This window comes from Neorhizobium huautlense (assembly GCF_030811685.1).
GTDB classification, from domain to species: Bacteria; Pseudomonadota; Alphaproteobacteria; order Rhizobiales; family Rhizobiaceae; genus Neorhizobium; species Neorhizobium huautlense_A.
On sequence record NZ_JAUSRF010000028.1, the window covers coordinates 1 to 12731 of the forward strand.

Genomic DNA, 12731 nt, shown 5'->3' on the forward strand with positions numbered 1-12731 from the left:
GGGCTGATATCACCGAGGTCATGACCATAAAGCGAGCGCGCCTGATGCGGCAGCTTCTCTTTGAAATATCCTTCTGGAAGGCGATAGCGTCGCTCGATGCGTCGAAGGATTTCAAAACTGGCGACAGATCTTGGCACGCGCTCGCCTTGGATCCACGATAGCAGCGTCTTGTTGTCGAAAGTCTCATTCAGTTGCACGACGGCTCGGTAGAGTTGCCAGTAGGTATCGCCGAAGCGGCGCATATGATAGGCCAATGCATCTTGAAAACGTGCCGGGTCTTCTTTCGCTTCGAACAGTGGTTCAGGGAAGGGACTGATTGGTTTCGGTGCAGGCCCGCGCGATGGCGACGCAGAGTTGGCAAAGGTACCGTCTGCCGCGGCGCGTTGCGGCTTTCTGGTCGAGGGGGGGAGGCCCCGGTCGGTGCAATCTTGTCCAGGCGGACTGTTGGCTTTGGTGTCCGTCTCTCTTCGGCTGCTGGTGCTGCGCCGAGCCATCGGATGATTGCGTCCAAGCCCGGCCGGAGCTGCCTTTTCAATTCAGTGGTCAGCTCAGCTTCTATTCCACAGGCCTGTCCGATCGTGGACCAGTCGATGCGACCATTTAGGAGTGGGGGCGATTTCCGGTATATGATCAAACTGACCAAGTAGGGCCGGATGTTCTCCAGTACCAGCTTGGATGTGTTCGGCGCTATGCGCAGCTCGCAGAATTCAGATATTTTTCGCTGAAAATGTCGTGATGAAATGTCTTGTTTGGGCATGCTCTAAATCCATTGCTGTCGACATCAATGTCGAGAGCGGGGAGATAGGATTTGGCCTTTAACAAAGCATGTTTCGGAAATCTTGATCTGACGAGCGCAAGCTTCAATGCGGATGCGTTGTTTGCCTTTGTCGACTGAGGAAGCATGGCCCCTTTCGTCGAGGCGCCAAGATTGATATATCTTTTTCCGAAAAAGGTATAACGCTTAGTGTTTCCATCATGAAGAAGATCGATCTTGTCTATCAGACAATGCTAGCCGAACTGGGGCAGCGGTCGATGGATGCTGCATGGACTGCAGACTTTCCGGCAGAAGGCCGGTTCCAGCGCGTCGTGGTCAAGGATAAGACATACTGGTACTTCGATATCCCAGACGGGTCTGGTGGAAAATCACGACGGTATGTCGGTCCGGCTGAGGATTTGGAGATCACTCAGCGCGTAGAGACGCATAAACGGCAGAAGGACGATCTTCTGGCGCGGCGACGGATGGTGAGTAGCCTAACCCGCGAAGGCGGCATGATCGCACCGGACAGCATGTCGGGAGCTATCGTGGAGGCGCTTGCGTCAGGTGGTCTGTTCCGGCTGCGCGGCGTTCTCATCGGCACAGTCGCGTTTCAGACCTATGCGGGGCTGTTGGGCGTTCGATTGCCGGCCGCTGCCGTTCTGACCGGCGATGCCGATATCGCGCAGGATTATGCGATTTCTCGTGAGGTTGAAGATACACTGCCTCCGATGGTCGACCTGCTTCAGGAGGTTGATCCGAGTTTTCGCCCGGTTCCGCATCGATCAGGTTCGATTGCCTCATCCGCTTTCCAGAGCGCCACGGGATATCGCGTCGAATTCCTGACTTCGAACCGTGGATCCGATGACTACATCGATCAACCCGCAACCATGCCAGCCCTCGGCGGTGCAAGCGCCGATCCGCTGCGGTTTCTCGATTTTCTGATCAGAGATCCAATGCGAACGATCCTCTTACACAAAAGCGGTGTACCTGTGACAGTTCCCGATCCAGCTCGGTATGCGGTCCATAAGATGATCGTGGCGACAAGGCGGCGAACGACTGGCTTGAGTGCAATCAAACGCGACAAGGACATTCGCCAAGCGGAAATCCTGTTTGAAGCGCTCTATGAGACACGTAGGTCGTCTGATTTTGCAATCGCCTTTGAAGAAGCTTGGCAGCGGGGTCCAGCATGGCAGGAAGCCCTGCAAAAAGCCGAAAGTAGTATGCTTTCAACGGAAGGTCAGGAGGCACTTGGGCGAATTAGGAAGCAGGGAAACAAGGAAATCGGAATAAGCGACGGGAATACCTGACTTAATCGTTTATCCTACTCCCGAGTGTTCGAGAGAAAGCGATTCAGATCCCATCAAGAGCGAAGATCGACGGTATCCGGCCGAAAGCGGCGCGCAACTTTGTCAAAAACTCGTCTCTCACTGGCGCTTGAAGGCGAAATGGATGAGGTCGCCCACCTCGCACCAGGCAGGTGCGGGGCGTTTGATCAGGTGCTGTAGCGTCAGCGACTACCCCCGAAACTTCCCTTCGTCGGAATCAGCGGGATCGTAGTTCACATCAAAATCCTTGCCGGCCTTCTTGCCGGGCGGGTCTCGATGGACGGTAGCGTCCTCGGAGCCCGTGATTACGGTCGGCTTGGCACTATGGACACCACTTGCCTTTCGGTCAGCCTGGGAGGGAGCATATTGTCCTTTTGCGTCGTCTTCCGGGTTAGACATGTCAGTCTCCTTTCGTCTTGGCCGCATCGGACAGGTCCGTTTTCAACGGATCTCAATTGTTCTCTCCGACGGCATCGCGGTCGACATCGGGATTGTCCTTTGCAGGCAAATAGCCACGCGGGCGTTTTTCCTGTGGTCCCTCCCAACGGGGAGATTGATCCGTGGTGCCTGCGGCACCTTCCTTCGGAGAATTGGTCATCGTGAGATTCTCCTGAAGTCAGTGGCTTGCGTGATGTTCGTTGCGTTTGCGCGTTGCAGCCGCCTTCTTCGCGGACGCCGAGCGTTCTGCGGCAGTTCGGTTGGCGGATGCTTCTCCCCCTGCGCGCCCACCCTTCTTTGACGACGAGTGGTTTTCCGCCTTGCTACGGCCGGAACCGGATTTATTCCCGCCGCCGCTCTCCTTGTTTACCGTTGCCCAGGCTCGGCGCTCCGCTTCCTTCTCGGGAACGCCGCGATCCTCGTAACCTTCCTCGATATGTTCTGCCTTGCGCTTCTGCTTGTCGGTATAGGCCGATTTATCACCACGTGGCATGGTTGCACTCCTTGCTCTGGTTCGATGTCTATATCCGAACTGACGCGCCCGCGCGGAGTTCCCCAAGCCGAGAAGCGCACCGGCCACGGTGCGTGCGGAAGTCCTATGAGGCCGCCACGTCCCCCGGTCGGAAATAATTGCAACCCGTGCTGGAACTTAGAGAGCAAGGCTTTGTTCGGCGCCTTTCAAGATGGGGCGCCGCATGGACATTTTTCATCCAAGCAATCGACCCGCAGCCTCTTCGGAAATGAACGAAACCTTGGCGGAAGAGCCGAACCGCAGAGCCGAGATGAAAACCCTCAAACTGGTGGCCAATGACTGAGCCGCATCTAACCGCAGGTCCGACCGAAAGGGTCGAGCTTTTCTGCTTTCGAGCCCTCTGGAGGATTACATGAACAGATTGACCATCTCTGTCCTGACCGCATCTGTCTCAGCACTCCTGCTTTCAACTCCCAGCCTTGCCCAGATCAAAGGGACTGTCGGCGAGGCGTCCGACGTTGTCATCCAGGGCTCCATCCTCGAACCGGAAAAGCTGGAGGTCACGGACGACGCCAAGCTGACCGGACTTATCAAGGCGCCGACAGGGTTCAAGGTGGATGTGTTTGCACGCGACCTGATAAATCCACGCATGCTCGCCGTCTCGCAAAAGGGGATCGTCTACGCGACCCGCAGATCGGTCGGTGATGTCATCATGCTGAAGGATGGCAACAACGACGGAAAAGCCGACGGCGCGGTGACAGTGGCGAGCCGGCCGAACATGCATGGAATAGCCTTCGACGGCAACAAGGTGTTCCTCGTCACGATAAACGACGTCTACTCGGCTGATGTCAACGAAGAGGGCACATTCGGATCGCTGACCCGCATCATCAACGATCTGCCGGATGCCGGCCAGCATGCCAACCGGACGATCAATGTCGGTCCCGACGGCATGCTCTACATTTCCGTCGGCAGCACCTGCAACGAGTGTCAGGAAGACAACCCCGAAAACGCGACGATTGTCCGCGCCAGCAAGGACGGCAAGACACGCACCATCTTCGCCAGTGGGCTGCGCAACACGATCGGGTTCGACTGGGAGCCGGCGACCGGTGCGCTTTATGGCATCGATCACGGTATCGACTGGCTCGGCGATGAGGTGCAGATCGAGGAATTGAACCGGATAGAACAGGGCAAGAAATATGGCTGGCCATATGTTTATGGCATGAGCGGCATCAACCCGCATATCAATCCGCCCGAAGGTATCACGCTCGATCAGTGGGCAAAACAGTCGACCGAGCCCGTTCTCGGCTATACCGCCCACAGCGCGCCGATGCAGATGGCATTTTACGATGGCAGCGCCTTCCCGGCCGACTACCGGGGTGACGCTTTCATTGCCATGCGCGGCTCGTGGAACCGCAGGCCGCCGAGCGGTTACGAAGTGGTTCGGGTCAATTTCGAAAACGGCAAACCTGTCGGATTCGAAAAATTCCTCGAAGGTTTTCTGCTTCAGCAGGAAAACGGCAAGTATGGTTATCTCGGCCGTTTGACCGGCATCGCCGTTGGCAAGGACGGGTCATTATACGTCGCCGATGACAGCAATGGCGTCGTCTACAAGGTTTCCTATACGGGCGCCGTCGCAAAGCAATCGGTCGAGACAAACGCCATTCCGAATGTTGTCTCCGAAATGCCGGCATCTCAAATCGCAATCGATCTCGTGAAAGGGAAGGCCGAGCAGGCGATCACCGTCAAAGCCGGCTTCGACAAGGAAGGGCCGATCCCGGCCCAATATGTCGCTGACGGGGACAATGCCTCTCCGGTAATCGAATGGGCCTCCATACCCGAAGGCACGAAATCCTTCGTGCTGATCGTCGACGATCCGGACGCGGCAAAGCCGAAACCCTTCATGCATTGGCTCGCCTACGACATCCCGGCGGCAACGACAAAGCTGCGGGAGGGCATTCCCGGCACGCCGATCCTTCAAGAGCCGAAGGCGATGAAGCAGGGCGCCAACAGCATGGGGTCGATCGGCTACACCGGGCCAAAACCGCCTGGCGGTGATCCGCCCCACCATTATCATTTCCAGGTGTTTGCCCTCGATATCGAAAACCTTGGCCTTGAGCCCGGCGCAGATCGCGACGCTGTCCTGAAGGCAATGGAGGGCCATGTCCTCGGCAAAGGCCAGATTGTGGGCATGTCCGAACGCAAGACAGCGGCGAAATAGGTCTTTCCTCTGAGCCTTCCAGGAACATGTACGGTAGTAGACGGAAGGGAACTCTGCATCAAACCTAGCGGTTACATCAGACAGGCATGCCAACGGAGTTCCAAATGTTCGATGCACTGACCATGTTTTTCCTAACCGCCCTCCTGGTGTTTTTGATTGGCTCCATTGGGATCTTTATCGCGCGGCGTTGGCGGTCTAGCAGGACGCGTGTGCCTCAGTTGCCGCCCGAATTCACCAAGCAGCAGTGGCTCAATCGAGAGGCCGCGCGAGATAGGCCGCGCCGCTAGACATGCTTGCGTGGGCACGTCTCCGCGGCCCGCTTATTCCAATCCTTTTCCTGTTCCAGGCCCTGAAAGCCAATCTATCCGCTATCCGCTGTATATGTCGCGCTCCATCCCGAGCTTGATGCGCCGGGGCTAAGTCCGTCGGTCTCATCCAACAGATAGGTTTCCAAGTCGCCGCCACACGCGGCTTCGATCTCCTTGTGAGTGTAGCCAGCAGCGATTTCGGCTTGCCAGATTTGCCTAGCCTCTGAGCCTCGTAATCGGACTTGGTCTTACCTCGTTGGCCTTGTGAGATCACGTCGGCCACTTCGCTGCGCAGCCAGTCTTGGATGTTCTGCATATAAGTCTCCATTCAGTTGCGAACTTACTGCGATCGATACGTCGAAGCCTGCCACACGAAGGGTGCGTTGTTTTGTTTGCTGTAGGGGCATCAGTCTTCATCAATCGCTGTTGGGCGTTGCGGTAGCTGGCAGGGCATTTTCGCTTGATGGAGCCGCGGGGCCATCAAAATGGGTGCTCTGCTGATCGGCGGGACGGCAGGGCACAGTGGGCGCCTGGCTTACCAACATGCTAACCGCTAGACCTTCCGCTATGACAACCGCGAGACCAACGAGAGGCAGAATCGACTTTCTCCGGCTTTGCGTAAATGATCCGAAAGCAAAGCTGTCCCGAGAATAGTTGCCCGCCTGTCACGACCACGGGCCAAATCTAGTTTTCCATGGGTCATCCTCCAAACGAATGATCCAGAGGGCGCCAGGCAAGGGGGCTCTTTCGTGGTTCACTCGATCCGACCAAATAGGGCTCCTACGACCGCATTGATCGCTAAACCTGAAACGGCGAGAACTAATTTTCGTCTGCCGCATGGATCTGCAAATTATGACCACTGCCACGAGCGTGAATCCTCCGACGGTCCCGATCGGTCATTCGTCGTGCATGCCAACTCACTGAAGCACGATGGTGCTTTCCTGTTCTAGTAGGCGGGAGTATGTAATAAACCGCTCGTCAATTCGCTCCGTTGCAATTTGAGCTGGGCAACTGACGCCTGCGTCCTACCTTACGTACGGGACGGAGGTATTGAAGCATGGTTTATCCACGCGCCACATCGGAAAAAGCTGAACAGACGCACCGCATCTCGGCTGAGATCATGGTGGCGGAAAAGGAGGCCCGCCTAAAAAAGACCGATCGTTTGCGACAGGCGCGTTTGGCGACGCTAGCTCGGGTTCTGGAAAACGCTGACAAACCCTAAAACGATTGCCCCACAAGAAAAAAGGGCCAGCGAAGCCGCGGCCCTTGAAAGTGGGAGGCCAATGATACCTCCAGAGGGAACAGCAAGCGCCCGGGGGACAATGGGCGCAAAGCTGACCTGCATATGAGCCTCATTCACTTCCTGAGCAAGGGCGGATTGCCCTCGTATCAGTACGGTCGCCAGATTTTTGAACCTCGTTATGCGCTTCAACAGGTGCGAGAGCCTTTGGTTGTCGCTCATGCTACGAAGATGCGCATAGTTGCGGACTTTAATTTCGTCGTGATGCTGGACGCGAAACCAAAGGATTTGGCTTTCGTTCGACTTCGGTCTGACCTATTTCAATACGCGCCCGCTGTTACGTTTCGGCTTCCGTCGTAGCCATTAATTAGTTGAGGAGGAAACTGCTGCAAAGGACGCAGGCTGAGCCTTCCCGCTTCAGCAAGACCTTAGCTCCCGCCCAAGAGGTCTGGAACGCAATGCTTCGATGGTGACATCACGACGTCGATAGAGCTCGAGTCGATTTTGCCGGGTTCGATCCTCGAGGTCACCCGCCGCTTCATGCTGCAGATTGGCTTCAACCGCCATCATCACTGCAGTAAAGGCACCGCTGATCAATTCAATGCCGCCGAAGAAGTCGCTTCCCACCGGTTTTCTGATGCCGGGCTCAGCCTCGTCGAGGTGTTCCAGAAGCTCAACAAGAAGATAAGCCGCCGCGAGCGGCTCCCGCGTTGCGTCGGTGAGCGCGCGACGATGAACGGACCCATCGGTCCCATCGCGAAGAGCTTTGATCAGCGCTAGTGACGCCGCCCGGTCCCGTTCACCTGCATCAACCAATCGGGCAGAGATGGAATCCAGCTTTTCGATCGCCATTTCGTTGTCGACGCCGTGTTTGCGCGACACTGCAAGAGCCATTCTCGCCATGGCAACACCGATCCGGCCAGCGATCAGAGATGCTGAACTGCCGCTAACCGTTGGCTCAGCCGTGCCTATTCGGGAAAGGAGTTCTTCGAAGTGCACTTCCTGCAATCTCATTTGGTGCCCGTGATTTTTCTTGACGCGCAGCTAGCGTTGCATATCTGCGCGGATTTTCCGGATGAGGATATAACCTGAGAGACAGAAACAAATCGAATTTTGAGAATGATCGGCCATTCGGTTCTCAGGATGCCGAAAGCTCTCCACAGCGCGAAGCCAACGACAGTCAATGCGTACATGCGTGCCGAAATCGCCGCGGTATCTCCAGTTCTGATCACCTTCCAGACCTGCGGCACAAAGCTCGTTACCGAGCAAATTGAAGCACCATATCCCACCAGCAATGTCGTATCCAATTTTCGTCGTCCTCTGTTTCCGGTCAAGGAGATGTCAGTTCGTCATCTCACGTTGGCGATCTGGCATCGTGGACTGCCCCCCGCGCCAGATTGTTTGCACACTGCTACAGCCGCTCTATCTGCGTGGCGCGTACGACGATCTCATCTTCAGAAAGCTGATTTTCCAGTCGTTGCCGGAATTGCGCCCACCAGGTACGGTCGAGCGTATCCGTCATTATTTCGGCAACGATAACGCGGTCCCGCTCGAGGTTGCCGTTATCGATCCACAATCCCTCTGCCGGAGCATTCGAATGAAGGGTCACTCCGCCAAAACGATCAGTCAGCTCGGCGCGAATGCCTTCGAGCCTCTTGCGCGTTAAGGCTTTCGTCAGCGGAAGCAGGATCTCGACCAGGTGCGGCATTTCCAAATCCCGTGGTTTCTCGTTCTGTAACTTAACGGGAGGTCCTCGGTTCCGCGGGACTGCGCATGATCGCGGGTTTCGCGTGTACCTGGCTCATCAACACCAGTTACGGCCTCACCCGTTGTGCTTTTGCATGCGAGGTCGCTTATCCGAGATTTAGAGCATCGCTCCCGCAAGACTGATCAACCTCGACTGCCCAGCGCAAGACTCTTTTGCGGAGAGAAGCATCCTGATCGGCACTTGGCCTGCGGGTCATCACCGTGACAACCCGCAGGCCAGACGCGCCAGGGAACTGCACGCCTCCCTATCGGTTCAATCTTTAAAATGGGAGAAGTATTATGCAGGACGATAAGGGAAACAGTGGCGTGATGAGCAGCATCCTGACAGAGCTCGGGGTTTTTCCTCCCGAAGGCGGTGATCAAGTTGCCATGACGATAGAGCAGCAGGAGATCATCGCGGCCTATCGCACAGGCCGGATAACGCAAAAGCAATTCGAAAGACACCTATCGGATGATCCTGGCCTGGCAAATCATCTTGCTCGCTTGAGCCCCGCAGATCGTGGTGAACGTTCGTGACCTAGATCGTTATTCTTAGCCCCTGCGAACGACAGACTTAGCCCGCCGATGTTCAGATCTTACGTTCCTCCAAATGACCGGGCAGCCAGGAACGAGTCGTGGGAGTTCCGAGTTTTGTTGCGCCAACAGGAGGACTCATCAATGAACGACAGAGAACAGCAACGCCGCGAACGAGCGTATAAACTCTGGGAAGACGAAGGTCGGCCCGAGGGCGCGCATGACGACCACTGGAAACGCGCCGAAGATCAGCACGAGTTGACGGAACAAGACCAGGGCGACGTGAGGAAGGTCAATCAACAAGCTGACTACGAGTTTGCCACGGAGGACGGAGGCTCCGAGAATGCCGCCGATATTAAGCCGCCATCGGCTATCAGCCCGGATTGAGGAAGACACCAATGGCCGACTACAAAAAAGGCGACAAGGTCACCTGGGAGACAAGCCAAGGGGAGACCGAAGGCAAGGTCGTCACAAAACAGACCTCTGACACCAAGATAAAGGGACACACGGTCAAGGCCTCGAAGGACGATCCGCAGGTTATCGTGGAGAGTGAAAAGTCAGGAAAGAGGGCGGCGCATAAACCCGACGCCCTCAAGAAAGCCTAGTGCCTAGTGCCGAGCGCTGGAGAAATCGCAAATGCGACGTGCAAGATGTCGATGTGGTAGCTTGACCGCCGTCTGCCAGGAAGAACCGACGGTGGTGTCGGTGTGCCATTGCCTGGAATGTCAGCGCCGTACTGGGAGCGCCTTCGGTGTTCAGGCGCGTTTTCCCAAAACATCTGTAAGAGTCGAAGGCACATACAAAACTTATGAACGCGTCGGCGAAAGCGGCCTCTGGGCGCGGTATCATTTCTGTCCAGATTGCGGCTCGACAGTCTTCTACGAAAACGAGGACATTCCTGACGCATTCGCAGTTCCAGTCGGCAGCTTCGCTGACTCTGGCTTCCCACAGCCGACGAGATCGATCTTCGAAAGGCGTAGGCACCAATGGGCGAGTGTGACCGGGACAGGGACCGACCACCAATTTTGAGACCACATTCTGTGGAGATCGACTTGCTTATATTCGAATCCCCATATGCTTGCTTTATTAATCCGGCGCCGTATGGCGGAGGCCCGTATCCCCGGTGTAAAGCTGCGGGCCTTCAATAACGCTACGGCGTTCCAGCCTCCAGACCCGAATGTTGCGGGCCTGCCACACTCTGATACTCTGTCTGTTTTTGAGCGGTAGTCCTTAGGAACATCACCACTCCCGGGCTGTTTGTAGGTGATCGCGCTCTAGTGATCCGAGGCCACGGCATGGATAGTTCGCAGACCTCTCGCATCGTCGACCTCGAAAGCATCTCCCTGCACATTGTGGAGGAGGGGCCCGCCAACGGCGAGCCTGTCCTTATGCTCCACGGCTTCCCAGAATTCTGGTGGGCTTGGAGAAAGCAGTCCTCCGCTTTAGCTGAAGCCGGGTTCCGCGTCGTGATGGTTGACATGCGTGGCTACGGTCAGAGCGAAGCGCCCACGGATGTCTCCGATTACCGCATCGCAAACCTAGTTGATGATATCGTTAGACTTGCATCCCACCTCGGCTGGCAACGTTTCAATATCGTTGGCCACGACTGGGGCGGCATCGTTGCCTGGGCCGTTGCCTCTCTCCACCCCATGCGCGTGAAGCGGCTAATAGTACTCAATGCGCCCCACATCGATGTCATGGCCGACGTGTTGCGAAAGATGCCGTCGCAGATGGTCCGTAGCGCCTATATCGCCTTCTTCCAATTGCCATCTCTGCCGGAAGCGCTTCTGTCGGCTCGACGTTTTAAGTTGCTAGTCGATGCGTTGACGAAGACGGCGCGGCCGGGCAGCTTTACCGACGATGAGATAGAGCGCTATCGACAGCAGTGGCAGGTCGAAGGTCATCTTAAGGCGATGCTTAACTACTATCGGGCCCTGATCAGGGAGGCTCGACCTGCACTGGGGCGCATCGTTCCGCCCGTTCTCATCTTATGGGGCTGCAGAGATCGTGCCCTGGATTTCAGGCTAGCAAAAGAAAGTCTGGTCCAGTGCGCCAACGGTCGGATGTGCGTGCACCGAAGCGCCACTCATTGGGTGCACCTTGAGGAGCCTGAGTGGACAAACGGGCACATCATCCGTTTTTTAGCAGAGGATCATGAGTTGGACCGACCCGAGCCAGGCCTGTTCCAGGAAACGGCCTGACACTGAGCGAAACGTTGAGTGGCGCAACCATTCCCTGTCGTACCGCGTTCGATCAAAGATAAACGGAGAGCACGATGGGTAAGAAATTGAACCGCGTCTACAATGCTTTGATCGAGGGCGCATCTGACGGTCTTGTCGGAAGCGTCTTGCACGACTTTGTCATCGAGAAATGTTCAAAGACATCCAGTAAGCGTATCGTCAGAGCCTCCTTAATGGCGCTTACGGATCCCGATGTCCGCGAGCGATATGTTCTTGAAGCGGTGTACGACTTGGCGATCAAGTATCGACTGTCATCTCTCGGTGTCGATGAAGACACCCACGAGGACGACGAAGACGATGGTGTGGCTCCATTGATTTCCAGCGATCTAAAAAACAAGCTCCAGAGTTCCGCATCTGTCGTGGCACTCAGCGAAGGTGACGATCCGGGCGACCCGCCTGCTAGTCGACAGGTCCATTAAAAGGGCCGGATCGGAAACCTATGGCAGTCGAAATCGAAAGAAAATTCCTGGTGACCGACGGTAGCTGGCGATCATCAGTGGGTGATCGCCGCGAGATCTCGGATTATTTGATCGCACGCTTCGAGCACGAAAGCGGGAAAGCTCGTGTCCGCATATGTGACGGAGCGGCTATGCTGACAATCAAAGGTCCGCGTAGGGGTATCAAACGAAACGAAGTTCACATCACGCTTGAAGACGACGATGCCCGCTCGATGATAGAGGAGTTCGCCTTGGCTCCGCGTCTCAGAAAAATCCGGCATGAGGTGAAATTCGAAGGCCATGTCTGGCAGGTTGATGAGTACCTCGGCTACCTTGAGGGTCTAGTGACCTGCGAGATTGAGCTTCTGTCAGAAGAGTGTGCATTCGTTAGCCCTCCATGGGTAGGTAGGGAGGTCACCGCAGATACCCGATTTCGTGCCACAGCTCTTACGACTTTGGCAGAGAGTGGCGACCAGATCGCCATCCGTGATTTGATCAAGCATACACAGAGCGTTCAGGCCTGATCGACGTCACGCGTATCCATTGCCATGTCGTGCAGTGCTTGCGTATCGTCGGGTGTGAATTCGGCCGAGTGGATCACTGCCAGAAATGCGGCTCGTGCAACTTCCTTCTTGCTCGCCTCAGGGTGCCGGGCTCGAACGGCTTCAATGAGTTCCTTGGGCTTCATGCCGGGGATTACGATCTCTCTGATCGCGGCAGCGATCGCTTCGATCTCTTTGAGCTTTTTCTCTCTCGCATCACACACTCTCCGGTTGTCGAGAAACTATACCACGCGAACGCGTGACTTTTACGACCGAGGCCAAAAGACGGGTTTATGTCGTTCTGGTCGGGGATCGAGTTACCCAGTTGGACCGCGCCTATGCGGCCGCGTCACCATTCGCTGTCAGGTTGCGCCGAATGCGCAGCTGGTTAGAGTCGTAATCGATCTCGATCAGTCTGTATCCACGGCTTCGATTATCGTCTTGAGGCCAACGCTCCTTGGCTGCGGTCATAAC

General features: G+C 56.0%; 16 protein-coding genes and 1 pseudogene. 9 read left to right on the forward strand and 8 right to left on the reverse strand.

The features are described from left to right. Nucleotides 1-757, reverse strand: a pseudogene (locus J2T09_RS25965) (hypothetical protein); the annotation flags it as partial. A gap of 218 nt (nucleotides 758-975) precedes the next feature. Here J2T09_RS25965 and J2T09_RS25970 point away from each other — a divergent pair. Then, nucleotides 976-2064: a nucleotidyltransferase family protein gene (locus tag J2T09_RS25970; protein ID WP_306839981.1), complete on the forward strand. Its 1089-nt coding sequence runs from the start codon at nucleotides 976-978 to the stop codon at nucleotides 2062-2064. 207 nt (nucleotides 2065-2271) lie between these two features. Here J2T09_RS25970 and J2T09_RS25975 read toward each other — a convergent pair whose 3' ends face one another. From J2T09_RS25975 to J2T09_RS25985, 3 genes are read right to left on the reverse strand one after another with little or no spacing between them, the layout of a single operon-like run. Further along, complete coding sequence (locus J2T09_RS25975) at nucleotides 2272-2481, reverse strand: hypothetical protein (protein ID WP_306839982.1); 210 nt, start codon at nucleotides 2479-2481, stop codon at nucleotides 2272-2274. 52 nt (nucleotides 2482-2533) lie between these two features. Next, the gene (locus tag J2T09_RS25980) at nucleotides 2534-2680 is read right to left on the reverse strand and encodes a hypothetical protein (RefSeq protein WP_306839983.1); all 147 of its coding nucleotides are present in this window, start codon (nucleotides 2678-2680) and stop codon (nucleotides 2534-2536) included. 18 nt (nucleotides 2681-2698) lie between these two features. Beyond that, nucleotides 2699-3013: a plasmid stabilization protein gene (locus J2T09_RS25985; RefSeq protein WP_306839984.1), complete on the reverse strand. Its 315-nt coding sequence runs from the start codon at nucleotides 3011-3013 to the stop codon at nucleotides 2699-2701. Between the two features lie 391 nt (nucleotides 3014-3404). Here J2T09_RS25985 and J2T09_RS25990 point away from each other — a divergent pair, with 391 nt between their 5' ends. After that, nucleotides 3405-5210: a YbhB/YbcL family Raf kinase inhibitor-like protein gene (locus tag J2T09_RS25990; protein WP_306839985.1), complete on the forward strand. Its 1806-nt coding sequence runs from the start codon at nucleotides 3405-3407 to the stop codon at nucleotides 5208-5210. Between the two features lie 1965 nt (nucleotides 5211-7175). On the opposite strand, the gene J2T09_RS25995 is transcribed toward J2T09_RS25990, so the two are convergent. From J2T09_RS25995 to J2T09_RS26005, 3 genes are all read right to left on the reverse strand, one after another. After that, nucleotides 7176-7772 carry a cyclodeaminase/cyclohydrolase family protein gene (locus tag J2T09_RS25995; protein ID WP_306839986.1) on the reverse strand — a complete coding sequence of 199 codons (597 nt, stop codon included), beginning with the start codon at nucleotides 7770-7772 and terminating at the stop codon, nucleotides 7176-7178. Next, a complete protein-coding gene (locus tag J2T09_RS26000; protein WP_306839987.1) occupies nucleotides 7769-8065 on the reverse strand; it encodes a SemiSWEET family sugar transporter in 297 nt (98 codons plus the stop codon). The genes J2T09_RS25995 and J2T09_RS26000 overlap by 4 nt, the downstream gene beginning before the upstream one ends. A gap of 104 nt (nucleotides 8066-8169) precedes the next feature. After that, complete coding sequence (locus tag J2T09_RS26005) at nucleotides 8170-8466, reverse strand: hypothetical protein (protein WP_306839988.1); 297 nt, start codon at nucleotides 8464-8466, stop codon at nucleotides 8170-8172. A gap of 338 nt (nucleotides 8467-8804) precedes the next feature. Here J2T09_RS26005 and J2T09_RS26010 point away from each other — a divergent pair, with 338 nt between their 5' ends. The 7 genes from J2T09_RS26010 (at nucleotide 8805) to J2T09_RS26040 (ending at nucleotide 12239) form a co-directional block, all read left to right on the forward strand. Next, entirely contained in the window at nucleotides 8805-9041 is a 237-nt protein-coding gene (locus tag J2T09_RS26010) for a hypothetical protein (RefSeq protein WP_306839989.1), read from the forward strand. A gap of 141 nt (nucleotides 9042-9182) precedes the next feature. Continuing rightward, a complete protein-coding gene (locus J2T09_RS26015) occupies nucleotides 9183-9425 on the forward strand; it encodes a DUF2934 domain-containing protein (RefSeq protein WP_306839990.1) in 243 nt (80 codons plus the stop codon). A gap of 11 nt (nucleotides 9426-9436) precedes the next feature. Beyond that, complete coding sequence (locus J2T09_RS26020; protein WP_306839991.1) at nucleotides 9437-9643, forward strand: hypervirulence associated TUDOR domain-containing protein; 207 nt, start codon at nucleotides 9437-9439, stop codon at nucleotides 9641-9643. Nucleotides 9644-9674: 31 nt separating this feature from the next. After that, nucleotides 9675-10067, forward strand: a complete 393-nt coding sequence (locus tag J2T09_RS26025) for a GFA family protein (protein WP_306839992.1) — start codon at nucleotides 9675-9677, stop codon at nucleotides 10065-10067. Between the two features lie 266 nt (nucleotides 10068-10333). After that, entirely contained in the window at nucleotides 10334-11239 is a 906-nt protein-coding gene (locus J2T09_RS26030; RefSeq protein ID WP_306839993.1) for an alpha/beta fold hydrolase, read from the forward strand. Nucleotides 11240-11313: 74 nt separating this feature from the next. After that, complete coding sequence (locus J2T09_RS26035) at nucleotides 11314-11697, forward strand: hypothetical protein (RefSeq protein ID WP_306839994.1); 384 nt, start codon at nucleotides 11314-11316, stop codon at nucleotides 11695-11697. A gap of 20 nt (nucleotides 11698-11717) precedes the next feature. Then, nucleotides 11718-12239, forward strand: a complete 522-nt coding sequence (locus tag J2T09_RS26040; RefSeq protein ID WP_306839995.1) for a CYTH domain-containing protein — start codon at nucleotides 11718-11720, stop codon at nucleotides 12237-12239. Here the strand turns inward: J2T09_RS26040 and J2T09_RS26045 are convergent. After that, a complete protein-coding gene (locus tag J2T09_RS26045) occupies nucleotides 12230-12481 on the reverse strand; it encodes a hypothetical protein (protein ID WP_306839996.1) in 252 nt (83 codons plus the stop codon). The two genes, J2T09_RS26040 and J2T09_RS26045, sit on opposite strands and share 10 nt — an antisense overlap. Between the last annotated feature and the right edge of the window lie 250 nt (nucleotides 12482-12731).